Below are 25,729 nucleotides of genomic sequence, written 5' to 3' on the forward strand. Positions count from 1 at the left end.
CAGATCGTCCTAGATGTGATGCCAAAGCGCGCAGCATGCAGTCGTGCATTTTGGACCTATCTGTGATATGTGTCTGGCCCTAACGTCGCGCGTCAGTTCTGATCAAGATGAACGTGCCAGAGCGTATTGCGCGTCAGGCCTTTTATGATTCTCAAACGGAGGTGACGACCATGGACGGTACATTGTCCCAAAACGATCTTAGCCATGTGGTCGAAGCCGACCGCGCCCATGTGTGGCACCACCTGATTCAGCACAAGCCGTTCGAGACCAATGATCCCCGGATCATCGTCGAAGGCAAAGGCATGCGGGTTTGGGACCAGAAGGGCAAAGAGCACCTTGATGCCGTATCCGGTGGCGTCTGGACCGTGAACGTGGGTTACGGGCGCGAAAGCATCGCCAAAGCAGTGTATGACCAGCTCTTGAAGCTTAACTACTTCGCAGGATCTGCCGGGTCGATCCCCGGGGCGCTTTTTTCGGAAAAGCTGATTTCGAAGATGCCGGGTATGAGCCGGGTGTACTACACGAACTCAGGCTCCGAGGCGAACGAGAAGGCGTTCAAGATGGTCCGCCAGATCGCGCACAAGCGTTACGGCGGCACCAAGCACAAGATCCTTTACCGCGACCGCGATTACCACGGCACCACCATCGGCTGTCTGTCGGCTGGCGGCCAAGACGAACGCAACGCGCAGTACGGACCGTTCACACCCGGTTTTGTACGCGTACCGCATTGCCTTGAATATCGTGCCGGCGATCAGGGTGCCCCGACCGAGAATTACGGCGAATGGGCTGCGGACCAGATCGAACAGGTGATCCTGCGCGAAGGCCCTGACACCGTGGGCGCACTGTGCCTTGAGCCAGTCACGGCCGGTGGTGGTGTCATCACCCCTCCACAAGGCTATTGGGAACGCGTGCAGGAAATCTGCCGCAAGTACGATATTCTGCTGCATATCGACGAAGTGGTCTGCGGCGTCGGGCGCACCGGCACATGGTTTGGGTATCAGCAATACGGCGTGCAGCCTGACATGGTGACGATGGCCAAGGGCGTGGCCTCGGGCTATGCTGCCATTGCGTGTCTTGTGACCACCGAAGACGTATTCTCGATGTTCAAGGACGATGCCGACGATCCAATGAACTACTTCCGCGACATCTCGACCTTTGGGGGCTGCACGGCCGGTCCGGCAGCGGCACTTGAAAACATGCGCATCATCGAAGACGAAGACCTGCTGGGGAACACCACGGCGATGGGTGACTACATGCTCGACCAGCTTCATGCGCTGGCTGACAAGCACGCCGTCATCGGCGACGTGCGCGGCAAAGGCCTGTTCCTTGGCGCAGAACTTGTCGAAGATCGCGAAACCCGTGCGCCGATGGCGGAAAAGCGGGTGCAAAAGGTCGTCGGTGACTGCATGCAGCAGGGCATCATCATTGGCGCGACCAACCGGTCACTTCCGGGCTTGAACAACACACTGTGTTTCAGCCCTGCGCTGATCGCCACCAAAGACGATATCGACCAGATCATCACATCGGTTGACGAAGCTTTGGGTCGCGAATTTGCGTGACTGATCCCTTGATCACGGGCCAGCGCCTGAACGCGCTGGGCCAGCCTATTGGCGTACCTCTCACCGACACATCTCTGCGTAGCACGCCTCCGCGCGCAGAGATGTGCGGGCAGTATTGCACGGTGGTTCCGCTGTCGATGGATCATGCCGATGATCTGTATGCAGCCTTTCGGCAAGATCCAGACGACCGGATTTGGACCTACCTTCCCAACGGCCCCTACCACGACCTTGATGAATTTCGCGCATGGGTCGAAGATGCCGTGACTTGGGAGGACCCGCTGATGCATGCGATTTTGGTTGAGGGTCATGCCGTGGGTCACGCCAGCTACCTGCGGATCGCCCCAGCCAGCGCAAGTATCGAGGTAGGATACATCAACCTGTCCCCTGCTCTGCAACGCACCCGTGCGGCGACTGAATTCCAGTTTCTGATGATGCAGCGCGCGTTCGATGGTCTGAGCTATCGACGCTATGAATGGAAATGCGATGCGCTGAACGCAGCGTCACGGCGCGCGGCGGAACGGCTGGGCTTTACCTATGAAGGTACGTTCCGACAGGCCACGCATTACAAGCAGCGCAACCGCGATACGGCGTGGTTTTCGATCCTCGATAGTGAATGGCCTGCACTGAAGGACCGGTTCACGCGCTGGTTGGACACGGATAATTTTGACGCAGGTGATGTCCAAAAGCGCAGCTTGACCGACATCTGACGCGCAAGCGCACGTTTGATTGGCATGTCTTTTCTGTCCTGCAGCTTACAAGAACTGGACGCATGCGATGGGCATCTGTTTCTGAGCGCGCTAGTGTTAAGGTGCCAGTTCAAAGAGGTACATGCATGACCATCCTGACCCAAACCTGCACACCGTTCGAGGGGCAGAAACCCGGCACGTCCGGCCTGCGCAAGAAAACCCGCGTGTATATGCAGCCGGGTTACGTCGAATGTTTCGTGCAATCCACCTTCAACGCGATTGGTGGGCTGGAGGGCAAGTCGCTCGTGATCGGCGGTGATGGTCGGTACTTCAACGCCGAAGCAATCCAGACGATCCTGCGCATGGCAGCGGCGAACGGGGCGAGCAGTGCGATTGTCGGTCAAGGTGGCCTGCTGTCGACGCCAGCAGCGTCGAACCTGATCCGTCAGCGCGGCGCGGATGGCGGACTGATCCTTTCGGCCAGCCACAACCCCGGCGGCATCGACGAGGATTTTGGGATCAAATACAACATATCGAACGGTGGCCCAGCCCCCGAAGCGATCACTGACGCGATCTTTGAACAGACCAAGACCATCACAAGTTACAAAACGATGGACACGACCGATATCGACCTTGGGCAGATCGGTGAGGTCACACTGGGCGACATGAAGGTTGAGGTGGTGGGCCCGGTGGCGGATTATGGGGCTCTGTTGGAAGAGCTGTTCAATTTCGACGCCCTGCGCGCGTTGTTCGCCAGCGGATTCACGATGAAATTCGACGCGATGCATGCGGTCACTGGCCCTTATGCCAAGACGATCCTCGAAGACACGCTTGGCGCCCCTGCTGGCACAGTTCTGAACGGTGTGCCGTCGGTGGATTTCGGCTCAGGCCACCCCGACCCGAACCCGATCTGGGCTAAGCCTTTGGTCGATTTGGTCATGTCCGACGATGGACCAGATTTCGCCGCCGCGTCAGATGGGGATGGCGACCGTAACATGATCTTGGGCAAGGGCATTTATGTGACGCCGTCTGACAGTCTTGCAGTGCTCGCCGCGAACGCGCATCTTGCCCCCGGTTATGAACGGGGCATCGCGGGAGTGGCGCGATCCATGCCGACCAGCGCCGCCTGTGACCGCGTTGCCGAAGCCTTGGCCGTGGAGTGTTTCGAGACACCAACGGGCTGGAAGTTCTTTGGCAACCTTCTGGATGCCGGGCGCGTGACGCTGTGTGGTGAAGAAAGCGCTGGCACCGGCAGCGACCATGTTCGCGAAAAGGACGGGCTTTGGGCGGTGCTGCTCTGGCTCAACATTCTGGCTGTGCGCAAGATGTCGGTGAAGGAGATCCTGCAAGATCACTGGGACACATATGGGCGCAACTACTATTCACGCCACGATTACGAGGCAGTGGACAGCGCGGCAGCGAATGATCTGATGGCGGATTTGACGTCCAAGCTGGACGATCTGGCGGGACAGACCTTTGTTACGTGTACCGTCGCTTCGGCGGATTCGTTTTCCTACCACGATCCGGTTGATGGGTCAGTGAGCCACAATCAGGGACTGCAGATTCACTTTGAAGGCGGCGGGCGTGCCGTTTTGCGCTTGTCCGGAACAGGCACTGAAGGCGCAACGCTGCGGGTTTACCTGGAACGGTACGAAGCCCCCGGCGGCGATCTCAATATCGAGACACAGACCGCTTTGCGCGAGATCGCAGAGGCGACTGACCAGATCAGCGGCTTGACTGAACGTACAGGTCGCACAGCACCGGATGTCATGACCTAAACGCGGGTCATCCTCGACAGGCCCCGTGCGCTGGGGTACCGGAAACAGATGAAGGCTTTTGTCGTCGATACACTTGTCACCGTGACATTCTTTACGTTTGTTGCCGGGCTGACCGAGTTTTTCATCGCTGGTATGGAAATGCGTCAGGTGGTCATTGCACGGCTTGTGATGGTCCCCGTGATGATACTGACAGGACGCCCATACGGGTTATGGCGCGATTGGGTGTTACTCAAAACACGCGCGAAGCGAAAGGTGACAACGATCCTGGCAGACGTATTCGCATTCCTGACATTTCAGGTACCGGTCTATGTTGCCACGCTTTTGGTTGCCGGGGCGAGTTTGGCAGAGATCAAGACCGCAGTTGGGGCCGCGATATTGTTCATGATTCTGCTCAGCCGCCCCTTTGGTCTGTTCCTCGAATGGGTGCGCCACAAGGTCGGCACGAATGTGCAGATGCGACCCGTGGTCAATATCAGCCCGACAATTCCATCAGACGGCAGTTGACGCCTCGGTCACACGCAATCGCGATGCCCGGCGCGTCAGAACCTGACGGCGAACGAATGCGGCGATAAACAGGACTGTGAGGATCAGGATGATCGTCGGTGCTGGCGCGCTGTCGAGGAAAAAGCTGAGATATGTACCCAGCAGCATCGCCGCCATATTGACCACAACTGAAACCCAAAGCATCGCCTTGAACTGCCGCACCAGAAGAAACGCAATTGCACCCGGTGCGATCAGCAGACCAATAGCAAGGATCAAACCCGCAGCTGACAGCGTTGCGACGATGGTCAGGGACAGGGCCGTGAGCATCCCGTAATGCAGTGCATTGACCCATAACCCCGAGGCCTGCGTCTGCGCCGGATCAAAGCTGTGCAGCAACCAGTCCTTCCACTTGAGCACAAGCACCCCAGCGACCAGCGCTGAAATGATGCCTGCTGTCCAAAGCTCGTGCGGCTCCACACCCAGCATGTTGCCAAAGAGGATGTGATCCAGATGCGCATTGGTTTCGATCGACACGTAAAGCACGATACCAAGGCCAAACATGCCCGAGAACACCACACCCATCACCGTGTCTTCTTTGACCCGGCTGTTGGAGGACAAATATCCGGTGGCGAGGGAGCAGGTCATTCCGGCGGCAAACGCGCCGATGATCAGGGGAATGCCAAAGATGTAGGCCAGCACGATCCCGGGCAACACCGCATGGCTCACCGCATCGCCCATCAGCGCCCAGCCTTTGAGGACCAGGAAACAGGAGAGCAGCGCAGTTGGCACCGCGACCATCATGGAAATGAGAAATGCGTTTTGCATAAATGCAAAGCGGAACGGCAAAAGCAGGGTCTCAATGTCCATCATGCACCGCCTTTTGCAGGATCAGCCGAGACAAGGCTGTCACTTGGTCCGTCCCTGAGTGCCGCATCCGCTTTGCGCCGTGCCGCCAGGATGCCGTGGCGCGGAGCAAAGACAAAGGCCAGCAAGAAGATCAGCGTTTGCAGACACACAATGATGCCGCCCGTCGCACCGTCGAGATAATAGCTGGCATATGCGCCGACAAAGCTGGTTACAGCCCCGATAACAACAGACAGAATAATCAGCCGCGGGAAGCGATCACACAGCAGATAGGCTGTGGCCCCCGGTGTCACGACCATGGCAATCACCAAAAACGCACCCACCGTTTGCATCGCTGCGACGACCGACGCCGACAGCAGCACAAAGAAAACTGCCTTGAGCAATTGTGGGCGCAAACCGATGGTCCGGGCATGGTTTTCATCAAAGAACGTGACCATCAGGTCTTTCCATTTGGCCAGCAGCACCGCCAGCGACACAAAGCCGATGATCGCAAGTTGCAGCGTGTCTTCGGGCGTGATGGCTAGAATGTTGCCCATTGTGATTGTCTGAACAGACACGGACATTGGGTTGATCGACACCATGAACAGGCCAAGTCCGAAAAACGACGTAAAGATCAGGCCGATGATCACGTCAGGTTTCAGCCCCGATCGTTCTGACAGGAACAGCATCGACGCGGCCGCCAGCCCGCCGGCGATGAATGCACCCAGGGCGAAAGGCAACCCGAGGATATACGCGCCAGCGACACCCGGTACGACCGAATGAGACAGCGCATCGCCGATCAGAGACCAGCCCTTGAGCATGAGATACGCCGACAGAAACGCACAAACCGCCCCGACCAGCGCGGACACCCACATGGCGTTGACCATGTAATTATAGCCGAAAGGTTCGATTAGGTAAGCGATCATGGGTTGGAGTCCGTGCGCTGGGCCTTGTCGCCATAGGTCACGAACGGGCGTTCATCATCGGTAAAGATTGTCACTTCGCGCGCGTCTTCATCGTCGTGCAAAGTGTCACCGCCCAACGTGAAGTGCCGCAGAACACCGCCAAAGGCGCGTTCAAGGTTTTCGCGGGTGAAGGTGGTTTCTGTTGGTCCATGACTAAGCACCGTGCCTTTCACCAGCACGGTCCGGTCGCAGAATTCCGGCACCGATCCAAGGTTGTGGGTCGAAACCAACATCACCCGTCCTTCGTCGCGCAGTTCGCGCAGCAGGGCGACGATCTGATCCTCTGTCTGCACATCAACACCGGTGAAGGGTTCATCCAGCAGGATAACCTGACCGTCCTGCGCCAGCGCCCGTGCCAAGAATACGCGCTTGCGTTGGCCACCGGACAGTTCGCCAATCTGACGGTGACGAAAGTCGCTCATATTCACGCGGGCCAGCGCCTGATCGACTGCCGCGTGGTCGGCGGCTTTGGGGCGACGCAGGAAGCCCATTTTGCCGTAGCGGCCCATCATGACCACATCTTCTACCAGCACCGGAAACGCCCAGTCCACTTCCTCGGATTGCGGCACATAGGCCACGAGATTGCGGGCCAGCGCATCTTTCACGGTCATGCCAAGGATGCGAATCTCGCCTTTTGCGGCAGGGACAAAGCCCATGATCGCTTTAAAAAGCGTAGATTTTCCAGCGCCATTGATCCCAACCAGCGCCGTCACCGTGCCGCGTGGGATTTCGAAACTAGCGTTCCAAAGTGCTGTGTGCCCGTTGCGATAGGTGACTGTCACATCCTGTGCGGACAGCCCGTCGTGCCCTGCAGTCATGCGGGTATCCGGGGGGATCTGGGTGCGCTCATCGAGCATAGTGCGTCCTCAAGCTTGGGCCTTGGCCCGAAAATGCGTGCGCCCGCAGCACGGCGCCACAGGCAAACACGAGTTTGTTGGTCCTGCCTAGTTCATGGCCGAGGTCAGTCCGTTGGTGACGGTTCGCGTCGTGACAGTCAGCAGGTCGAGATAGGTTGGAACGGGTCCGTCCGCCTCGCTTAACGAATCCACATAGAGCACGCCGCCGTAGTTGACACCTGTCTCGCGGGCGACTTGTTCGGCCGGTGCGGTGCTGACAGTGCTTTCGCAAAAGACGACAGGGATGTTGTTGTCCCGGACACCATCAATGACCCCGCGCACCTGTTGCGGTGTACCCACCTGATCCGCGTTCATCGGCCAGAGATACAGTTCCTGCAGACCCATATCACGTGCCAGATAGCTGAACGCACCTTCGCAAGTGACAAGCCAGCGTTGGTCTTCGGGGATCGTGGCGATTGCGTCACGCAGCGGCTCAAGCGTGGCGCGCAGATCGTCTTTGTAGCGTGCGGCGTTCTCGGCATAGACCGCAGCATTTTCCGGGTCGTGTTCGGCAAATGCGGTGGCAATATTATCTATATATATCAATGCGTTATTCAGACCCATCCATGCATGCGGATTGGGTTTACCCTCATAACTGCCGGACGAGATGGAGATCGGATCGATGCCATCACTTAGTGTCGCGGATGGGATATCGCCCAGATTTGAGACAAACTGCTCGAACCAAAGCTCGAGGTTGAGACCGTTCCACAGGATCAGGTCTGCATCATAGGCTCGCACGATATCCTGTGGCGTCGGTTCATAGCCGTGGATCTCGGCACCCGGCTTGGTAATTGATACCACTTCAGCCGCATCCCCGGCAACATTCTGCGCCATGTCTGCCAAAACGGTGAAGGTCGTTACAACCTTCATTTTGTCATCTGCGGCCGCCTGCCCTGCCAGGACCGTCATGAGCCCCGCAGAAAACACCGCCATCAGTTTTGTTCTCATTTTTGAACCTCCATGTTGAGTATGACTGCATCCACATGAAAATGCAAATCACTCGCAATCAGGTAGAAACGGTATTCCGAGCCGCAAGAGGGACACGGAAAAAATCCCAGAACGGCCGAAGCCGAAATCTGGAAATACATTATGTTTTCCGGCGATATTTCTGGAGATCAGTGGTGAGCCGTGCAGGGTTCGAACCTGCGACCCACTGATTAAAAGTCAGTTGCTCTACCAACTGAGCTAACGGCCCACTGGCGCGCTGTCTAGAAAGACGCACCGGAGTGGTCAACCCCCAAAACGGCAGAATTCAAACCAATCTCGAATAATGCCGCAGAGGCAGATGTGCGGCGGACTGGAAAGATACATCACACAAGCGTATATGCCCGCGCATGATGACCAACGCTTCACGCGATATCGCCTTTATGAAGATGCACGGGCTCGGCAATGATTTTGTCGTGCTGGATGCGCGTGTGCAGCCTGTAGCGATGACGGCGACGCTCGCACAGGCGATTGGGGATCGGCACCGGGGTGTGGGATTTGACCAGCTTGCGTTGATCGGGTCGGGCCATGCGGGTGCTGATGCGCAGTTGACGTTTTATAATTCCGATGGATCGACCGCCGGGGCCTGCGGCAACGCGACACGCTGTATCGCACGGTATCTGATGGACGAAGTGGGTGGGTCGGAAGTGGTGCTGACTACAGAACGCGGGCGATTGCTGGCACGCGACGCTGGGGATGGGCTGACGTCGGTCAATATGGGGCTTCCGCAGCTTCGTTGGGACGAGGTGCCGCTTGCGCATGAGATGGACACGTTGGAGTTGCCCATCGACGGCGCGCCGACAGCGACCGGCATGGGCAATCCGCATTGTACTTTTTTCGTGGCGGACGCCGAATCGGTAGACCTTGAGGCCCGTGGAGCCGAGGTTGAGCACCACTCACTATACCCCCAGCGCACCAATGTGCAGTTCGCCAGCCTGATCGGCGAAAACCATCTGCGGATGCGCGTTTGGGAGCGCGGTGTGGGTGTGACGCTGGCCTCTGGGTCGTCGTCTTGTGCGACTGCAGTCGCTGCCGCGCGTCGCGGTCTGACCGGGCGCAAGGTCAGCATCGACCTTGATGGTGGTCGGATCGAGATTGACTGGCGTGATGACGGAGTTTGGATGACCGGTCCAACCACACATGTATTCAGCGGAGCATTCACCGCCAATTGGCTGGAGCAGATCGGATGAGTGCGCCGAAGTTCACCACTCAGGGCTGTCGCCTGAACGCTTACGAGACCGAGGCGATGAAAGACCTCGCTGCACAGGCCGGGCTGTCAAACGCCGTTGTCGTGAACACCTGCGCCGTGACAGCCGAAGCTGTGCGCAAAGCCCGGCAAGAGATTCGCAAGCTGCGCCGGGACAACCCGGATGCCAAACTCATTGTGACAGGCTGTGCCGCGCAGACAGAGCCTGAGACTTTTGCCAAGATGGCCGAAGTCGATGCGGTGATCGGCAATACCGAAAAGATGACGCCTGATACGTGGCAGGGGCTGACGGCGGACTTCATTGGAGAGACCGAGGCGGTGCAGGTCAACGACATCATGTCGGTGACAGAAACCGCACAGCATCTGATCGACGGGTTTGGCACGCGGTCTCGCGCTTATGTGCAGGTTCAGAATGGCTGCGATCATCGCTGCACGTTTTGCATCATCCCCTATGGTCGCGGCAATTCGCGGTCCGTGCCTGCGGGTGTGATCGTGGATCAGATAAAGCGGTTGGTGGACAAAGGATTTAACGAGGTGGTGCTGACCGGGGTGGACCTGACCTCTTGGGGGGTTGACCTGCCCGCGCACCCCAAGCTGGGTGATCTGGTGATGCGCATCCTGAAGCTGGTGCCGGATCTGCCGCGCCTGCGGATCAGTTCCATCGACAGCATCGAGGTGGACGAAAACCTGATGCAGGCGATTGCGACCGAACCGCGCCTTATGCCACATCTGCACCTGAGCCTCCAACACGGGGACGATTTGATCCTGAAGCGCATGAAGCGTCGTCATTTGCGCGACGATGCGATCCGCTTTGCCGAAGAAGCACGCGCGCTGCGACCGGACATGACCTTTGGCGCAGATATCATCGCGGGCTTCCCGACCGAGACCGAGGCGCATTTCGAAAACTCGCTGAAGCTGGTCGAAGAGTGCGCCCTGACCTGGCTGCACGTGTTCCCGTATTCCCCCCGTGAAGGCACCCCGGCTGCGCGGATGCCAGCGGTTGATGGGCGCGCGATCAAGGATCGTTCCGCACGCCTGCGAGCCGCTGGAGTGGCAGCTGTTGCGCGGCATTTGGCCGAACAGCAGGGCCGCACCCATCGGGTGTTGATGGAAGCGCCAGATATGGGGCGGACCGAGCAGTTCACTGAAGTACGGTTTAATGCCGTCCAACCGGTTGGCCAAATTGTGCAAGCGACGATCACAGGCAGCGACGGGCATCAACTGGTTGCGTGATCCGGCCATTTGCATTCCCGTAAGGGGAAACAAACGATTCGTCCGCGCATCGGACGCGCGATTCTAGCGCAACGCCACGTCTCTCCTGCCGGAAAAATGAACGGCTGCCAATTGCACCGGTTCGACAATTCCGCCAAAACCGCAAAATGACTGATCAATCCCGCGCGCTCTGCGTCCATCTTCTGACTGCCACCGGGGCCGTCTTTGCCATGCTGGCGCTGTTGGCGGCCGCGCAGGAAAAGTGGTCAATCATGTTTCTGTGGCTGGTGGTTGCCTTTGCCGTGGACGGCGTGGATGGCCCGCTGGCGCGGAAATACGATGTGAAAACCAATTCGCCAAGGTTTGACGGGGTGCTGCTTGACCTGATCATCGACTACCTGACTTACGTTTTCATCCCGGCCTTTGCGCTGTTTCAATCCGGTCTATTGCCGGGTTGGACCGGCTGGTTCGCAATTATCGTGATCACCTTTGCGTCGGCCATGTATTTCGCGGACAGCCGGATGAAGACGACCGACAATTCGTTTCAGGGCTTTCCCGGCTGCTGGAACATGTTGATCCTCGTTCTTTTCGCGATTGAACCAAATTTTTGGGTGTCGCTGGCTTTGGTCGCCATCCTTGCTGTTGCGATGTTCTTGCCACTGAAATTCATTCACCCGGTCCGCACAGAGCGCTGGCGCAGCGTGTCGTTGCCAATCGCGCTGGCCTGGACGTTTTTCGCAGGATGGGCCGCATGGGTTGATTTCCACCCGGAAAGCTGGGCGCATTGGGGACTGGTGGCCACGTCGATCTACCTGATCCTTGTAGGTATCATTCAACAGATTGTACCAACACGCAGCCAGTGATTGCCTTCGACGGCAAACCAGACCATGGCTGAGCCATGTTCGTTCCAAAAGATCAAAACCCGTTACTTGCGGCGCTTCTGACGCTGCTGGCCTCGGGCTTTGTCGCGGGAACCACGTTGCTCGCCAAGATGCTTGGGACAGATGTTCTGGGGCCTGCCTTGAACCCGCTGCAGATCAGCCAAGGACGGTTTGTCTTTGCGTTTCTGGCCTTCGCTGTGGCCGCGTTGGTGATGCGGATGCAATTCACCGAAATTGCTTGGAAAACACACACGTTGCGAGTGGGATTCGGATGGGGCGGAGTGACGCTCATGTTTGCCGCCGCTACATTTATCCCGCTGTCGGATGCCACGGCGATCAGCTTTCTGAACCCGGTCATTGGTATGTTGCTGGCCATTCCGCTGTTGGGTGAACGGGTTGGGCCGGTACGGTTGTCGGCAGCGGCGATTGCATTGCTCGGAGCGATGATCCTGCTGCGCCCCACGCCGGATGCGTTCCAGCCAGCAGCGCTGTTGGCGCTTGGGGCAGCAGTGTCACTTGGGTTCGAAGTGATCGTGATCAAGCGCTTGTCCGGGCGCGAGGGGCCATTGCAGATCTTGTTGCTCAACAACGTGATCGGTGTCGGAATCGCATCAGCCGCCGCCATCTGGGTGTGGATTGCACCGACGCCAGAACAATGGATGGCGCTTGCAGGGATCGGTCTTTTGATGGCCTCAGCGCAGACGTGCTTTATCAACGCGATTGCTCGCGCTGATGCGAGCTTTGTCGGGCCGTTCTTTTACGCCACACTGGTATTTGCAGCGCTTTACGACTTTGTCGTTTTCGGCGTGCGGCCTGATGTGGTGTCGGTGATCGGAACGTTAATTATCTTATGTGGTGCAGGCCTTTTGATGTGGCGCGAAGGCCGGATCAGGCCTTCAGCCGGTAGCCCCGTCGGAAAAATGACCACGCCAAAAGATTGATCGCCAAGGTGCTGGCCAGTGCGATGGCTGCGCCCAGCATTGGGCTGCTGTCGGACACACCGATCATGCCCCAGCGCACCCCGTCAATCAGATAGAAGACTGGGTTGGCATGGGTGATATCATTCAGCAGCGGCGGCAACGCATCGACCGAGTAAAACGTGCCGGACAAAAACGCGAGCGGTGTAACAACGAAGTTCGTGATCGCAGCCATCTGATCGAATTTCTCGGCGTAGATGCCAGCGACCATGCCTGTCCCTGACAAAAGCGCGGCCCCGATAATGACGAAATAAAGCGCAGTCATCGGGTGCTGCGGCACTATGCCGAGAAACACCCAGAGCGCTACAGCAATAGCAACCGCCACCATTAGTCCGCGTGCGACCCCACCAGCGAGATAGCCAAGGACCAACTCACCGGCAGAGAGCGGCGGCATCAGGGTATCGACGATATTGCCCTGTACTTTGGACACAACGATCGAAGACGATGTGTTCGCAAAGGCGTTCTGGATCACTGTCATCATCAGAATGCCAGGCGCAATGAATGTGGTGAAGCTGACCCCCATCACGTCCCCTCGGCGGGGACCGATTGCGATAGTAAAGATCAGCATGAACAGCCCTGCCGTGACCAATGGGGCCAGCAGAGTTTGCGTCCACACGTTGAGAAAGCGCAGGATCTCGCGCTTGCCCAAAGTAAAGAGCCCCAGCCAGTTCACCCGTCCGAAACGGCGTTCGTTCGCGATCATCCCTCCAGTCTGCTTCATTGCCGCCCTCTTGCATGTCAGTGCGGGTTGTAACTCGCCCGCGCATGATTAGAATAAGGAACGACTTAGAGATTTCGGGCGGCCAACGCAAACGGCCGCTCTTTTTGATGGAGGGCACGATGTCCTGGACCGATGAGCGCGTTGAGACGCTGAAGAAAATGTGGGGCGAAGGCCAGTCTGCCAGCCAGATCGCCAAGGAACTGGGCGGGGTCACCCGCAATGCCGTCATTGGCAAGGTGCATCGCCTCGGGCTGTCCAACCGTGCCGGTGCTGCGGGTCCAGCCAAGGCAGAGGCGAAACCTGCACCCAAGGCCGAAGCCGCGCCCAAGCCCAAGGCCGCGCCGAAACCTGCACCTGCGCCAAAGCCTGCGGAGCCAGAGGTGCTGATGGAAACCAAATCCGCCACGCCGCCCGCAAGCCCACGTCGGCAGATTATTCCGGCCGGTCAGCCTTTGCCGCCGCAGCCGTCCGCGAACGAGATCAGTCCCGAGGCATTGGCCAAGGTGAACGCGGTCGAAAAGAAGGCCAAGAAGCTAACGCTGATGGAATTGACCGAAAAGACCTGCAAATGGCCGGTGGGTGACCCGGCAACGCCGAACTTCTGGTTCTGCGGTCTGCCCGTGCAACAGGGCAAACCATATTGCGAAGCACATGTCGGGGTGGCGTTCCAACCGATGAGTTCGCGCCGCGACCGTCGTCGCTGAGGCACATTTACGACTCTAAAATCAGGGGCGGATCCACCGCCCCTTTTTATTGGCCAATGGAATGTCTTCTACCAATAATCTGGATGATCCAGTGCTGGCGCACATAGCGCAGGCTTTGGCAGAGGGGTCAGTGCGGTATCTGACAGGGATTGCGCGATCCAGCCCTCTGGCATGCTGAGGGGCTGAGGCGCGGGCACCATCTGCGTTGTGACAGGCGTAAAGCCGACACGCCCATAAAAATTCGGATCTCCGTAGGTGACTGCGACAGCCACACCTTGGGCTTTCAAATCCTTTAGCGCATGGGTCAAGAGCTTTTGCCCGACACCTTGGCCTTGGTGCGCCGTCGCTACTGCCATGGGCGACAAAAGAAACACCTGCCGAGGATCATCCGCAAAGCGCATTTGCGTAAAAACAGCGCAGGCGCAGAGCGCATCGTCCTGATGCGCCGTATAAATATGAAGATCATCTTTGGGTGTTATGTTCAACAAATCACGCACGAGATGGTGGATCACAGCGCCCTCTTCCGCACCTTCCGAGTCTGTGAACGTATCTTTGAAAAGCTGGGCAATCGTGTCGTCTTGGTTCTTTGAAGAGTTCGAAATCTGCACGTATTCTTCCTGTCGCTGGACCGATCAACTGTCGTAATCGAGATCATGTTTCCAACGGCGCCGCCTGTGCACAAGTCACAAAGCCGCGCGCCGAAAATTTTGTGGGTTGGATGAACAGCATAATGGTCCAAGGCTTTGCCATCACGGAACCGAATATTGAATCCATCAGTCACACCCTGCGATTTGGCGTCGAAATTGCGATCTTGTCCTTGGTTGAACCCCGCAACGCCCTCGAGTGTCAGGTTGAACTGTTGAAGGTCCGATAGGATCGCTTGACCTGCATCATCGGGCATATCCGCGCGAAACTCGTAGAATACGCGGTGAAGGATCATGACACCCACTTGTGGCAAACCAGCCCTTGCGGGAGGCATGACGATCTGGGCTTTCGTCGTGGGATACAAGAGATTATACGCGGCACATGTCACAGAACCCCCCTTCCTTGCGTCCTGATCTGGCCCCATCAGCCAAGATCACAGATGCGTCCCGTGCAGGCCAGCCGACAATCGGCATGGTATCACTTGGCTGCCCCAAGGCGCTGGTCGATAGCGAACGCATCCTCACGCGGTTGCGCGCCGAAGGGTATGGGATCAGCCCGAACTATTCCGGGGCCGACGCCGTGATCGTGAATACCTGCGGTTTTCTGGACAGCGCCAAGGCCGAAAGCCTTGATGCCATCGGTGAAGCACTGGCCGAAAACGGTCGGGTAATCGTGACGGGCTGTCTTGGGGCCGAGCCAGAGTACATCACTGGCGCACATCCCAAGGTTCTCGCGGTCACCGGCCCACATCAGTACGAACAGGTTCTGGACGCAGTGCATGCAGCTGTACCGCCTGATCCTGATCCGTTTATCGACCTGTTGCCAGCAACCGGGGTCAGCCTAACACCTCGCCATTATAGCTATCTCAAGATTTCCGAGGGCTGCAATCACAAGTGCAAGTTCTGCATCATCCCCGACATGCGCGGGCTACTGACTTCGCGCCCGGCCAAAGCTGTTCTGCGCGAAGCGGAAAAGCTGGTCGAAAGCGGCGTGCGCGAATTGCTGGTGATCAGTCAGGACACCTCGGCGTATGGCACCGATTGGAAGGACAGGAACGAGAAATTCCCGATCCTGTCACTGGCTCGAGATCTTGGATCTTTGGGGGCATGGGTACGGATGCATTACGTTTATCCCTACCCACACGTGCGGGAATTGGTGCCATTGATGGCCGAAGGCTTGGTTCTGCCCTACCTCGACATTCCGTTCCAGCACGCCCATCCCGAGACGTTGAAGCGTATGGCACGCCCGGCCGCTGCAGCCCGGACGCTGGACGAGATCGCGGCATGGCGTGACGTGTGTCCTGATATTACGCTGCGCTCAACCTTCATTGTTGGTTATCCCGGCGAGACCGAGGATGAATTCCAGACGCTGCTCGACTGGATGGACGAGGCGCAATTGGACCGCGTTGGGTGTTTTCAGTACGAAAACGTTGATGGCGCGCGATCCAACGCGTTGCCGGATCATGTGCCGGACGAAATAAAGCAAGACCGTTGGGATCGGTTCATGGAAAAAGCGCAAGCGATTTCCGAGGCAAAGCTGGCGGCGAAAGTGGGTCAGCGGATGAAGGTAATCGTCGACGATATCGACGAAGACGGCATCGCCACCTGCCGCACCAAGGCTGACGCCCCCGAAATCGACGGGAACCTGTTCATCGACGAAGGCACAGACGGTTTGACCGTCGGCGGCATCGTCGAAGTCGAGGTCGATGAGGCGGGTGAATACGACCTTTGGGGACGGCTTTGACGTTTTGACATCTGCCGACACGGCATGTCGGAAATGCGCGTTCGTTCTGTTTCAATGGGCCCTAGTGTGATCCCTGACCGAACGGTTTAGACCACAGGAGAGGCCGCGACTATGCTGGACGAAGCGATCAAGCGCACGCAGGTTTTGCAGTCTCGGCTCAAAGCGAATGGCATCAGCCACGCTGTTTTCACCTCGGAAAGCTCAATCGCGTATCTTGCTGGATTTTGGGGCTATCTGGGCATCGAATTTGGCAGGCCCACTATGCTGGTCGTGTCCGCCGATGACGCGCCCATCGTCATCACGCCCCTGATGGAAAGCGAAATGGTCGCCGAGATGACTTGGGTCGAAGACGTGCGCACATGGGAAGATGTCGGGCAACGCAGTTGGGGACGCGCCCTTGCAGGAGCGCTACCGGACGCACCATCAGACCTGTGGGTCGAGAAAACCGACATTCCCGCCATCGTGCGCAATTTTCTGGATGAGAGGTATCCCGGTGTCCCAATCAAGGATATCGGGCCAATTCTTGGCGCACAGCGGATGATCAAATCCCCGCTGGAAATTGACGTGATGAAGCAGGCAGGCGAGATTGCGGGCGCCATGATGGCTGCGGCCCACGGGTCATTGCAGGCAGGTGCACAGGAATATGAAAGCGCAATCGCTGTTATCGAGGCGGGCACGCGCAAAGCCGCCGGCTTTCTGACTGATCACGGCTGGGAACGGTTCGTGTCGCCGATGATCCACAACCTGCAGATCCTGCAAAGCGGCAAGGATGCGTCGATGGTACACCGCCGCGCGTCGGTGAAAGCCTATGAAAAGTTCGATCCGGTTTATTTCTGTTTCTGCAACATGGCACAGTTCAAGCAGTACAAACTGGGTTTTGACCGGATGTTCCATGTCGGCGGGGTGACCGATGAGGCCGCCCGTGTGCAACAGGCAGCGATTGATGCGCAGCAGGCAGCGATTTCAGTCATCCGCCCCGGCATCATGGCTGAGAACGTCGCAGAAGCGGCCAATGCCGTCTATGCGGACCGCGGGTACCAGACCGGGTATCGCACGGGGCGGTCTATTGGTGTGGCGTATCTTGAAGCGCCAGAGCTCAAGGCCGGGGATACAACGGTTCTGCAACCCGGCATGACCTTTGCCGTTGACGGAGGTATCTCGGTTGATGGGGTGACGGCGGGGCGGATCGGCGACAGTATTGTAGTCACTGAAACTGGCGCAGAGTATCTGACGCAATACCCCCGTGAATTGCTGGTCACCGATGCCTGAGACGGTCCGGCTCGCGGTTGCGCAACCTCCCGCAGGTCTGGCAACATGGCAAGACCGGATGGCATGGGTTCGCGAAAGCTTGCCAAGGTGGGCAGCAGACGATGTTGATATTGCCTTGCTGCCAGAACTCTTTGCCTGCGGCTATCATATCGGCGATGCAGTGACAGATCGGGCGGAGCCGACCGACGGGCCTAGTTTTCGGGCGATGTCGGCGCAGGCACGCCAAAGCGGTATTGCGCTGCATTATGGTTTTGCCGAGGTGTTTGGGGGACGTTTTTACAACGCGTCACTTTGTGTTGGACCTGATGGAACCGTCCTCTCGCATCAACGCAAGTTGGCGATCCCGCCGGGATTCGAGCAGGCGCATTTCACACCTGGAGAGGGATGCAACCTATTCACCTTTAACGGAATGCGCTTCGCGACGCTGATTTGTTATGACGCTGAATTCCCGGAAACCGCGCGGCAAGTCGCGGGCCTTGGGGCCCAAGTGATTTTGGTGCCCACGGCTTTGGGCGCGCAATGGGGGTGGGTCGCCCACACGATGATCCCCTGTCGCGCATATGAGAACGGGGTGTATCTGGCATATGCCAACAGCGCCGGGTCGCAGAACGGGATGGATTTTCTGGGAGCTAGTGTGATTGCCGCCCCGGGCGGACAAGAGGTTGCGCGCGCGGGGGCGGAGCCGGAAGTAATTTATGCGGACCTGGATGCAGGTCAGGTCAGGATCGCGCAAGCAAATCTGCCCTATTTGAAAGACCGGCTGTCGCTGCGGCTGAGCTGAGCTTGGAGCTGAACGGATGATGCTTTGACGCATCAAGAGACACACGCTGCAGTGCGCGAAGCTCATGCTCTGAACACTTTTGGAGAACCTGTTGATTTGGCTCGGCCGTCGATTGGTGGCGCCTTGCCGATTGTTTTCTTTGCCATATCTATGCAGCATGACTGAGCGATCACACACCAAGGTTTTGTTCAACGACGACTGCCCTGTCTGTTCGTTTGAAATCAACCACTACGCCACCTATGCGAAAAAGCATGGGCTGCCGATCCAGTTCGACGACCTGAACGGGCCTGAGCGTGCGGCTTGGGGGATTGACGAAGACACCGCAGCGCGGCGGCTTTATGTGCAGCGCGATGGACAACTCTATGACGGGATCCCAGCGTTTCTAGAGCTGTGGCGTGAGATGCCGCGCTATCGTCTATTGGCCAAGGTCGTTGGTCTGCCCGGAATCAAACAGCTTGCAGCATTTAGCTATGACCGCGCTCTGGCACCTTTGATCTATCGTTGGCATCTGCGGCGCAAGGCCCGCGCGGCTAGCCAATCAGGATAATCAGCCACGCCACCCCTACAGCAATTGCTGCAACGGCAACGCCTGCGCTTCCGGCATCTTTGGCGCGTTTGGCCAAGGGATGTTCATCGGTCGAAATGTAATCGACAGCGTCTTCTATAGCGGTGTTGATCAGCTCGGCAGCCAACACAAGAATGCCCAGCCCAAGGATCACGGCACGCTCTGCCGGGGTTAATGGAAAGGCAAAAGCCAGCAACGCCGAGACCATGTTGGCCCATACCCAACTGCGAAAGCTGTATTCATTGCGCCACGTTGCCACGACGCCTTCCCACGACCAGATGCAGCGTAGTTTCAGGCGTTTGAAAAACTCCACCAGCAAATCCTACATGTTGTTCAGGTAATGGCGGACACAATCCTGCACGTGTCGAAACCGGTCGCCGCCCAGATGTTTGCCGCCATACCAGCGCGTGACGACAATCACATGATCTGTCAGGCCTTCGCGCTCCAGCATTTGCAAGATGATCTGCCCGGCTCCGCCTTCGCCATCGTCGTTCTTGAGAGGCGTGCCATCCGAGAACACCACCGCCCACGTATTATGCGTTGCTTTGGCGTATTTCTTGCCCCGCTTTAGAGTTTTCAGAAAAGCGTCCACATCCAAGCGGCTGACGACAGGCCCGCCACTGACCGCGTATTTTGATCCGCGATCCGAGATGACGCCTTCAAACTGTTTCATCTTCCAGATGCAGCTTCATGTCGACCAGCACCTGTTGTAGCGCAAGGGTTTCGCGCAGAAGGCGGCGCGCCTCATTCGCGGTGATAACGCCGTCTTCGATGGATTGGTGATATTCGCCCATCAACATGGCGAACCGCTGACTTAGGGCAATGACGTCAGAGTTGACGCCGCCTTTTTGCACGTCGTTGCCACGGCGTTCATCGAAGGAAAGCGTGATGCCATTGATTTCAGCCAAAGCCGAAGTGACATGCGGATAGCTTGAGACCTGTTCCAGTGCTGCAACCGCATCGATGGGCATAAACCTATCTGCATGCTCTTCATGATCGGCGTAGTAGCGGCCCAATGTAGCTTTGGATTTGCCTGTGATGGTGCAGGCGTTTTCGATGCCCACATCCTTTACCAGCAATTCGGTATGTTTTTTGAGATACGGACCAAATGTCGGCATGACTGAACCCTCTGCACGTTCCCGAACCAGGTGGGAACACAACCGCCTCTTTCCCCTGACTTGCAACCTAATGCAATGGCACAGCAGTACCAGACCCGAATTAATCGGGCGCAAAGGCACCCCGGGCATATTTCGATCGCTGTTCCGGGTTCAGGATGCGCAGGATTGCCACGGACCGGTTGCGCGACGCAGCTCTGGTCCGATGTCATCACTCACGGGACCGGCGCTGCGCATCCTGGCCAGCCTCTCTTGCGCGGCGGGTTTGGTTGGGGCACATGGCATTTCATGGCGAAGCTATATTTCAACTATTCCACCATGAACGCAGGCAAATCGACCCTGCTGCTTCAGGCTGGGCACAACTACGAAGAACGCGGCATGTCGGTATACCGGATGACGGCAGCGTTCGATGATCGATCTGGCCAAGGCAAGATCGGGTCGCGCATTGGCTTTGCTCGGGAGGCGGATACGTTTTCACCGTCTGACGATCTGTTCGCACGTATTGAAACTGTCACGTCCGAAACCGCGCTGGCCTGCATCTTTATCGACGAGGCGCAGTTTCTGACGCCGGATCAGGTATGGCAGTTGGCCCGCGTAGCCGATGATCTGGGTGTGCCGGTCATGGCCTACGGGCTGCGCGTGGATTTTCAGGGACAGCTGTTTCCCGGCTCCGCCACGTTGCTGGCACTGGCGGATTCACTACGCGAGGTCCGCACCATCTGCTATTGCGGGCGCAAAGCTACGATGGTGGTGCGCAAAGACGATCAGGGCAATGTCCTGACCCAAGGCGCGCAGGTTCAAATCGGCGGAAACGAAACCTATGTCAGTCTTTGCCGCAAACATTGGCGACAGGAAACGGGTTCGGCCTGAGCGGCAAGAGTTCCCTAAAATATCAAAAATTTTCCGTGGAACGTGAGGCCATGGGCTGTGTTGTGTCTCCAGAAGCAACGCAACCTAGGAGGATGCAATGACAAAGCTATTCGTAAGCGCACTCGCACTGACCATCGGAACCACCGGCGCATGGGCAGAAAGCCATTCCGGCAGCAATTCCAGTGACGGTGCGACCATGAACATGTCGTCTGACAGCCAAACGGCAGAAGGCGCAAACATGACCGATACGACGGATACTCAGATGGCTGATGCGACATCGATGGATGATCCAGCCAAGCTGATCCGCACTCGCGACATCACAGGTGGCAACGTCTACACCATGAATGCTGCCAACGATGAAGGTTGGTCGATGGACACGATCCACACCGAAGCCAGCGCAGACTGGAATGACATTGGTGAGATCGAAGATATCGTGATGAACGAAAGCGGCCAAATGACCGGCATCGTAGCCGAAATCGGTGGTTTTCTTGATATCGCAGACAAACACGTGATGATTTCGGTCGACGACGTCAATCTCGTGGCCGTCGATGATCGCACTTATGCGATCCTGACCAAGTTCAACGAAGAAGACCTGGAGCAGATGCAATCTGTCGACGAAGGTTTCTGGAACTAATCTCAGGTCACTAGAAAAACCTGTCGAAGAGGGGCCTTAATGGCCCCTTTTTTTGCCTGACTACCATCGTCGACTCAAGCGCGCTCGATCAGCACCGATCCGACAGAATAGCCGGCGCCAAAAGAACAGATCACACCGCGATCTCCCGGCTGCAAATCATCCGAATATTTCGAGAAAGCAATGATCGACCCAGCAGAGGATGTGTTGGCATAGTCCTGCAGGATGTTTGGCTGTTCGCCCTTTTCCGGGACGCGGCCCAAGACCTTTTTGCCGATAAAGTCGTTCATCGTCTTGTTTGCCTGATGCAGCCAAAGCCGTTTGAGGCTGTCAGCACCCCACTTAGCATCTGCGAGATGTCCCGCGATGTGCGCAGACACCATCGGTAGAACCTCTTTGAACACTTTGCGACCGTTCTGCATAAATTGCATGTCGCGTCGGTCTTCCATCTGGTCCCGCGTCCGCCGCAGGAATCCGTTATTATTCCGGATATTATTTGAAAACTCGGTCGCGCAGCGGGTGCCGTGGATCGTGAAATGCGCGCCGGTGGCATTTGCGGCGGGTTCGATCACCACCGCTGTGGCCACATCGCCAAAGATGAAATGACAATCCCGGTCTCGCCATTCAAGATGTGCGGAACAGATCTCGGGGTTCACAACGATCGCGCATTTTACCGAACCAGAGCGTACCATGTCCGCCGCCGCCTGAATGCCGAAGGTGGCCGAGGAACAGGCGACATTCATATCAAAGGCAAAACCACCCGCTCCTATCAGTTTCTGGATTTCTACCGCGATCGCTGGATAGGCACGTTCGTGGTTTGACGCGGCACAGATCACCAGATCAACGTCAGATGCATCCCGACCAGCCTGCGCCAATGCCTTGGCAATCGCATCAACCGCCATCTCGGCCATGACAGACGGGCTGTCATCCGCACGATCATCAAGGCGGGGGAACATGCGGTTGGGATCAAGCACGCCGCCCTTGTCCATCACGTATCGTTGTTCAATCCCAGAGGCCGAGACGATGAACTCCGCGCTTGAATGTGGAACTGGCTCTGCCTCTCCGGCCGCAATCGCGTCGGCGTTCTCGGCATTGAAGCGGTCAGCATATGCGTTGAAGGCCACCACCAATTCGTCGTTGGTGATGACTTGGACCGGAGTGAACACGCCGCTCCCGGTAATGGCTGGCTGGATCATGGCAGGCTTCCTTGGATGTGCCAAAGACCAGACTTTACCAAAGCCACAGGGTCAAGTGCGACGCTACGCGACTTTGGAACCCGATTTATCTTGACCGCGTTGTTTCGCAAAGGAGGTACACAATGGACCGGCTATCAATCATTCTATCACTTCTCAGCGGTGCCCTGATCACGGGCACACTTGTCACAACCGCCCTTTCAATGGGGTACTACAATTGGTGGATCATCGGTGGTGCCGCGATTGTCGGCTTTTTGCTGGCATGGCCCAGCGCGTATTACGTATCGCGCCTAATCAAGAACCGCGATGACGCTTGGTCACCCGAAAAAACGCCAAAGGACTACGGCATGATTCCCCGCCAGAATGCCAAAGAAATCTAGACTGCATTTGGCAGAGGTGTCTGGTTGGCAAAAGCGATGGCATTGTCGACGGCCATCAATCCCATTGCCGTACGCACCTCAAGCGCGGCGGTTCCAAGATGCGGCAAGAGCGTAACATTCTCCATGCCGACCAAAGCTTGCGGCACCTTCGGTTCGAATTCATAAACATCGAGCCCAGCGCCCGCGATTTTGCCATCCGACAAGGCGGCAATCAGATCATCCTCTTTCACCACATCCCCGCGCGCAATGTTCACCAGATGCGCGTGGGGTTGCATTGCATTCATCACAGTGGCGTCAATCATGTGCCGCGTCTCGGCCCCACCGGGCACGGCGATAACCAACAGATCAACGGATGACGCAAGGTCGGTCAAAACGTCAATCTGCGTCGCTGGAAACGGCACCTCTTTTGCTGAGCGATTGTAGAATTTCACCTCCATGCCAAACCCAAAATGGGCGCGTTGCCCGATGGCCTGACCGATACGGCCCATGCCAACAACGCCAAGCGTCTTGCCCGACATGTGCAGTCCCAAAAGCTGTGTCGGATGCCATCCTTCCCAGTTTCCAGCCCGAACCATGCGTTCGCCTTCACCCGCGCGTCGGCAAGTCATGAGCATCAACATCATCGCGATATCAGCCGTGGCGTCGGTCACAGCGCCAGGCGTGTTGGTGACTTCGATTCCCGCAGCATGGGCTGCGGTCACATCGATATGGTTGTAGCCGACGCCAAAATTCGCGAGCAACTTGGTGCGCGGGTTGGGCGCAGCGGCAAAAACCTCAGTATTATAGAGATCGCCAAGCGTCGGAAGAACGATATCGTACTCTGCCAAGCTCTGGATCATTTCATCCCGGCTTAGCGGCGCGGTGTTGTCACGAATTGTGACATCGAAGACGTCATGGGCCTTCGCCAGAACTGGCGCGGGAAGGGGGCGGGTGATCAGCAGCTTCAACACAGGCGGGCTCCGTTCGGGGTGTCTATGTCCGGCACAGCCAGCACAATAGCGTTTTCGGAATCGTGAAATCCAAGCACCAAAGCCTCGGACATGAAAGGCCCGATCTGACGTGGAGGGAAGTTCACCACGCCCATCACTTTCTTACCTACAAGTGTTTCAGGAGCATAATGAATGGTGATCTGAGCCGAGGATTTCTTGACCCCGATCTCTTCGCCGTAATCGACCCATAGCTTGATCGCAGGCTTGCGGGCTTCGGGAAAGGGTTCGGCGCGGGTCACGGTGCCGACGCGGATATCGACCTTCATAAAGTCGTCAAACGTGACCTCAGCCATTGGCAAGCTCCTTTGACCGCTTGGTCGCCGCGTCAATGGTTTTGGCGATCAATGGCGGTAAGCCGGTGCTCTCATCCATCAACACCTCAAGTCCGGCTTGCGTGGTGCCATTCGGGCTGGTCACGTTCACCCGCAACTGGCTTGGCGTTTCATCAGCCTGCATCGCCAAAGCGCCGGAGCCGGCCACGGTGGCCTTCGCGAGCGACATTGCAAGGTGTGGATCAAGCCCTTGCGCTTCACCGGCACGCGCAAGGCATTCAATCATGTGAAACACATAAGCCGGTCCAGAGCCGCTAAGCCCGGTCACCGCATCCATCTGATCTTCGGTCTCCAGCCGAACAGTTTGGCCAATTGCCGACAAAAGCGTCTCAGCCATCTGCATTTGATGTTCCGTCACATGGCCATTGCCAATCATCGCGGTGATGCCCTGTTTCACAGCGGCTGGCGTGTTTGGAATTGAGCGGATGATAGGTGTGGTGTCGCCCAACATCTCTGCAAAGGTGGCGATGGTGATACCTGCGGCAACCGAAAGAAACGTCGTGTCCCCGTTCCCCAAGGGCTTCAATGTCGGCAAAGCATCGCGCATGATCTGGGGCTTGACGGCAACCAAAACAATGGCCGGGCTGTCGGGCAAATCTTCGTTTAGATGCACACCTTGCGCCTGCACCCAGTCGGAAGGGTTCGGATCAGTGACCCAGACAGATGTGGCAGGCAATCCCCCGGCCAGCCACCCTTCGAGCATGGCCGAACCCATCTTCCCACAGCCCAAAAGAACCAGGCCGCACTTGGTGATATCAGAATTTTGCATATTGCCCCCTTTCGCGATGCGATTGAGGGCAAGTGTTACGCGCGCCCGTAAGCCTCTGCAATGGCGACCTGAAGCGCGTCTTTGGGATCGCGATTGCCCCAGACCACAAGCTGAAACGCCGGATAATAGCGTTCCGCGCTCATCACTGCGCAGCTGATCATCGTGTCGATCTGTTCTGCACTGGCGACATTGCCGCCCGCCAGGACCAGACCATAGCGATAGACCATCAGCTTGGCTTCTTCCCAATACGTAAATGCCCCGGCCCAGCATTGATCGTTGACCGCGTTCAGGCTCTCCATGAGCGCAGGCATCCGATCTTTGGGCGGCTCCATGTCGAAGGTACAAATCAGGCGCAACGTCTCGTCGTAGGGTGACCAGGCGAGCGTGATTGAATAGGTACGCCACTGTCCTTCTACCGCCATGGCGATCTGGTCGTCCGCAATACGGTCGAAATCCCAATCGTGGTGATTGGCGATATGCTCGACAATATCAATCGGGTGAATGTCGTCTTCAAGATACTGCTCGGACAGGGCCATAATGCCGCCTCCTGT

The 25,729-nt window shown here is 57.4% G+C and carries 31 protein-coding genes and 1 tRNA gene; 16 read left to right on the forward strand and 16 right to left on the reverse strand.

What is annotated here, in order from left to right; all coding sequences use genetic code 11:
* The first annotated feature begins 170 nt into the window (after positions 1-170).
* The 4 genes from ACTG4M_RS00710 (at position 171) to alaE (ending at position 4,527) form a co-directional block, all read left to right on the forward strand.
* Positions 171-1,559 (forward strand): aminotransferase family protein, encoded by a 1,389-nt coding sequence (locus ACTG4M_RS00710; RefSeq protein ID WP_439121707.1) that lies wholly within the window; start codon positions 171-173, stop codon positions 1,557-1,559.
* Positions 1,556-2,266, forward strand: a complete 711-nt coding sequence (locus ACTG4M_RS00715; RefSeq protein ID WP_439121708.1) for a GNAT family N-acetyltransferase — start codon at positions 1,556-1,558, stop codon at positions 2,264-2,266. Before ACTG4M_RS00710 ends, ACTG4M_RS00715 begins: the two co-directional genes overlap by 4 nt.
* A gap of 125 nt (positions 2,267-2,391) precedes the next feature.
* Positions 2,392-4,023, forward strand: coding sequence for an alpha-D-glucose phosphate-specific phosphoglucomutase (locus ACTG4M_RS00720; protein ID WP_439121709.1), 1,632 nt, complete (start codon positions 2,392-2,394; stop codon positions 4,021-4,023).
* 48 nt (positions 4,024-4,071) lie between these two features.
* Entirely contained in the window at positions 4,072-4,527 is a 456-nt protein-coding gene (gene alaE / locus ACTG4M_RS00725) for an L-alanine exporter AlaE (RefSeq protein WP_439121710.1), read from the forward strand.
* Here the strand turns inward: alaE and ACTG4M_RS00730 are convergent.
* The 5 genes from ACTG4M_RS00730 to ACTG4M_RS00750 form a co-directional block, all read right to left on the reverse strand.
* Positions 4,513-5,373 (reverse strand): metal ABC transporter permease, encoded by an 861-nt coding sequence (locus tag ACTG4M_RS00730; protein WP_439121711.1) that lies wholly within the window; start codon positions 5,371-5,373, stop codon positions 4,513-4,515. The two genes, alaE and ACTG4M_RS00730, sit on opposite strands and share 15 nt — an antisense overlap.
* Positions 5,373-6,275: a metal ABC transporter permease gene (locus ACTG4M_RS00735; protein ID WP_439121712.1), complete on the reverse strand. Its 903-nt coding sequence runs from the start codon at positions 6,273-6,275 to the stop codon at positions 5,373-5,375. Before ACTG4M_RS00735 ends, ACTG4M_RS00730 begins: the two co-directional genes overlap by 1 nt.
* Positions 6,272-7,132 carry a manganese/iron ABC transporter ATP-binding protein gene (locus ACTG4M_RS00740; protein ID WP_439121754.1) on the reverse strand — a complete coding sequence of 287 codons (861 nt, stop codon included), beginning with the start codon at positions 7,130-7,132 and terminating at the stop codon, positions 6,272-6,274. The genes ACTG4M_RS00735 and ACTG4M_RS00740 overlap by 4 nt, the downstream gene beginning before the upstream one ends.
* Before the next feature lie 126 nt (positions 7,133-7,258).
* On the reverse strand, positions 7,259-8,158 hold the full coding sequence (locus ACTG4M_RS00745; protein WP_439121713.1) for a metal ABC transporter substrate-binding protein: 900 nt from the start codon (positions 8,156-8,158) through the stop codon (positions 7,259-7,261).
* A 171-nt stretch (positions 8,159-8,329) separates the two neighbouring features.
* Positions 8,330-8,405: transfer RNA gene (locus ACTG4M_RS00750), tRNA-Lys, on the reverse strand.
* 139 nt (positions 8,406-8,544) lie between these two features.
* On the opposite strand from ACTG4M_RS00750, the gene dapF reads away from it, so the two are divergent.
* The 4 genes from dapF (at position 8,545) to ACTG4M_RS00770 (ending at position 12,435) form a co-directional block, all read left to right on the forward strand.
* Positions 8,545-9,384, forward strand: coding sequence for a diaminopimelate epimerase (dapF, locus tag ACTG4M_RS00755; protein WP_439121714.1), 840 nt, complete (start codon positions 8,545-8,547; stop codon positions 9,382-9,384).
* Positions 9,381-10,634, forward strand: a complete 1,254-nt coding sequence (gene mtaB / locus ACTG4M_RS00760) for a tRNA (N(6)-L-threonylcarbamoyladenosine(37)-C(2))-methylthiotransferase MtaB (protein ID WP_439121715.1) — start codon at positions 9,381-9,383, stop codon at positions 10,632-10,634. The genes dapF and mtaB overlap by 4 nt, the downstream gene beginning before the upstream one ends.
* A 146-nt stretch (positions 10,635-10,780) precedes the next feature.
* Complete coding sequence (locus ACTG4M_RS00765) at positions 10,781-11,476, forward strand: CDP-alcohol phosphatidyltransferase family protein (RefSeq protein ID WP_439121716.1); 696 nt, start codon at positions 10,781-10,783, stop codon at positions 11,474-11,476.
* Between the two features lie 35 nt (positions 11,477-11,511).
* The gene (locus ACTG4M_RS00770; protein ID WP_439121717.1) at positions 11,512-12,435 is read left to right on the forward strand and encodes a DMT family transporter; all 924 of its coding nucleotides are present in this window, start codon (positions 11,512-11,514) and stop codon (positions 12,433-12,435) included.
* Here the strand turns inward: ACTG4M_RS00770 and ACTG4M_RS00775 are convergent.
* Positions 12,383-13,192 (reverse strand): ABC transporter permease, encoded by an 810-nt coding sequence (locus ACTG4M_RS00775; RefSeq protein WP_439121718.1) that lies wholly within the window; start codon positions 13,190-13,192, stop codon positions 12,383-12,385. The two genes, ACTG4M_RS00770 and ACTG4M_RS00775, sit on opposite strands and share 53 nt — an antisense overlap.
* A gap of 119 nt (positions 13,193-13,311) precedes the next feature.
* On the opposite strand from ACTG4M_RS00775, the gene ACTG4M_RS00780 reads away from it, so the two are divergent.
* Positions 13,312-13,896 (forward strand): GcrA family cell cycle regulator, encoded by a 585-nt coding sequence (locus ACTG4M_RS00780; protein ID WP_439121719.1) that lies wholly within the window; start codon positions 13,312-13,314, stop codon positions 13,894-13,896.
* 68 nt (positions 13,897-13,964) lie between these two features.
* Here ACTG4M_RS00780 and ACTG4M_RS00785 read toward each other — a convergent pair whose 3' ends face one another.
* Positions 13,965-14,504, reverse strand: coding sequence for a GNAT family N-acetyltransferase (locus tag ACTG4M_RS00785; RefSeq protein WP_439121720.1), 540 nt, complete (start codon positions 14,502-14,504; stop codon positions 13,965-13,967).
* Positions 14,405-14,965, reverse strand: a complete 561-nt coding sequence (locus ACTG4M_RS00790; RefSeq protein ID WP_439121721.1) for a Dabb family protein — start codon at positions 14,963-14,965, stop codon at positions 14,405-14,407. Before ACTG4M_RS00790 ends, ACTG4M_RS00785 begins: the two co-directional genes overlap by 100 nt.
* Here ACTG4M_RS00790 and rimO point away from each other — a divergent pair.
* The 4 genes from rimO to ACTG4M_RS00810 all read left to right on the forward strand — a co-directional run bounded on the left by rimO (position 14,923) and on the right by ACTG4M_RS00810 (position 18,881).
* Positions 14,923-16,284, forward strand: coding sequence for a 30S ribosomal protein S12 methylthiotransferase RimO (gene rimO, locus ACTG4M_RS00795; RefSeq protein WP_439121722.1), 1,362 nt, complete (start codon positions 14,923-14,925; stop codon positions 16,282-16,284). The genes ACTG4M_RS00790 and rimO overlap by 43 nt on opposite strands.
* Positions 16,285-16,395: 111 nt before the next feature.
* Complete coding sequence (locus ACTG4M_RS00800) at positions 16,396-17,553, forward strand: M24 family metallopeptidase (protein ID WP_439121723.1); 1,158 nt, start codon at positions 16,396-16,398, stop codon at positions 17,551-17,553.
* A complete protein-coding gene (locus tag ACTG4M_RS00805) occupies positions 17,546-18,334 on the forward strand; it encodes a carbon-nitrogen hydrolase family protein (protein WP_439121724.1) in 789 nt (262 codons plus the stop codon). The genes ACTG4M_RS00800 and ACTG4M_RS00805 overlap by 8 nt, the downstream gene beginning before the upstream one ends.
* Positions 18,335-18,491: 157 nt before the next feature.
* Positions 18,492-18,881: a thiol-disulfide oxidoreductase DCC family protein gene (locus ACTG4M_RS00810; protein WP_439121725.1), complete on the forward strand. Its 390-nt coding sequence runs from the start codon at positions 18,492-18,494 to the stop codon at positions 18,879-18,881.
* On the opposite strand, the gene ACTG4M_RS00815 is transcribed toward ACTG4M_RS00810, so the two are convergent.
* From ACTG4M_RS00815 to ACTG4M_RS00825, 3 genes are read right to left on the reverse strand one after another with little or no spacing between them, the layout of a single operon-like run.
* Complete coding sequence (locus tag ACTG4M_RS00815; protein WP_439121726.1) at positions 18,865-19,212, reverse strand: diacylglycerol kinase; 348 nt, start codon at positions 19,210-19,212, stop codon at positions 18,865-18,867. The two genes, ACTG4M_RS00810 and ACTG4M_RS00815, sit on opposite strands and share 17 nt — an antisense overlap.
* A 9-nt stretch (positions 19,213-19,221) precedes the next feature.
* The gene (locus tag ACTG4M_RS00820) at positions 19,222-19,572 is read right to left on the reverse strand and encodes a YigZ family protein (protein WP_439121727.1); all 351 of its coding nucleotides are present in this window, start codon (positions 19,570-19,572) and stop codon (positions 19,222-19,224) included.
* A complete protein-coding gene (locus tag ACTG4M_RS00825) occupies positions 19,559-20,017 on the reverse strand; it encodes a hypothetical protein (RefSeq protein ID WP_439121728.1) in 459 nt (152 codons plus the stop codon). The genes ACTG4M_RS00820 and ACTG4M_RS00825 overlap by 14 nt, the downstream gene beginning before the upstream one ends.
* Before the next feature lie 285 nt (positions 20,018-20,302).
* Here ACTG4M_RS00825 and ACTG4M_RS00830 point away from each other — a divergent pair, with 285 nt between their 5' ends.
* Complete coding sequence (locus ACTG4M_RS00830; protein WP_439121729.1) at positions 20,303-20,884, forward strand: thymidine kinase; 582 nt, start codon at positions 20,303-20,305, stop codon at positions 20,882-20,884.
* A 97-nt stretch (positions 20,885-20,981) separates the two neighbouring features.
* Positions 20,982-21,518 carry a PRC-barrel domain-containing protein gene (locus tag ACTG4M_RS00835; RefSeq protein WP_439121730.1) on the forward strand — a complete coding sequence of 179 codons (537 nt, stop codon included), beginning with the start codon at positions 20,982-20,984 and terminating at the stop codon, positions 21,516-21,518.
* A gap of 74 nt (positions 21,519-21,592) precedes the next feature.
* On the opposite strand, the gene ACTG4M_RS00840 is transcribed toward ACTG4M_RS00835, so the two are convergent.
* Entirely contained in the window at positions 21,593-22,711 is a 1,119-nt protein-coding gene (locus ACTG4M_RS00840; protein ID WP_439121731.1) for a beta-ketoacyl-ACP synthase III, read from the reverse strand.
* Positions 22,712-22,833: 122 nt separating this feature from the next.
* Here ACTG4M_RS00840 and ACTG4M_RS00845 point away from each other — a divergent pair, with 122 nt between their 5' ends.
* Positions 22,834-23,088, forward strand: a complete 255-nt coding sequence (locus ACTG4M_RS00845) for a hypothetical protein (protein WP_439121732.1) — start codon at positions 22,834-22,836, stop codon at positions 23,086-23,088.
* On the opposite strand, the gene ACTG4M_RS00850 is transcribed toward ACTG4M_RS00845, so the two are convergent.
* The 4 genes from ACTG4M_RS00850 to ACTG4M_RS00865 are packed head-to-tail and all read right to left on the reverse strand — an operon-like array spanning position 23,085 to position 25,714.
* The gene (locus ACTG4M_RS00850) at positions 23,085-24,035 is read right to left on the reverse strand and encodes a 2-hydroxyacid dehydrogenase (RefSeq protein WP_439121755.1); all 951 of its coding nucleotides are present in this window, start codon (positions 24,033-24,035) and stop codon (positions 23,085-23,087) included. The two genes, ACTG4M_RS00845 and ACTG4M_RS00850, sit on opposite strands and share 4 nt — an antisense overlap.
* Positions 24,032-24,370, reverse strand: a complete 339-nt coding sequence (locus tag ACTG4M_RS00855; RefSeq protein ID WP_439121733.1) for a tRNA-binding protein — start codon at positions 24,368-24,370, stop codon at positions 24,032-24,034. Before ACTG4M_RS00855 ends, ACTG4M_RS00850 begins: the two co-directional genes overlap by 4 nt.
* Entirely contained in the window at positions 24,363-25,178 is an 816-nt protein-coding gene (gene proC / locus ACTG4M_RS00860; protein WP_439121734.1) for a pyrroline-5-carboxylate reductase, read from the reverse strand. The genes ACTG4M_RS00855 and proC overlap by 8 nt, the downstream gene beginning before the upstream one ends.
* Before the next feature lie 35 nt (positions 25,179-25,213).
* Entirely contained in the window at positions 25,214-25,714 is a 501-nt protein-coding gene (locus tag ACTG4M_RS00865; protein WP_439121735.1) for a YbjN domain-containing protein, read from the reverse strand.
* Positions 25,715-25,729 lie beyond the last annotated feature (15 nt).

Source organism: Marivita sp. (genome assembly GCF_965656765.1).
Classification (GTDB): domain Bacteria; phylum Pseudomonadota; class Alphaproteobacteria; order Rhodobacterales; family Rhodobacteraceae; genus Marivita.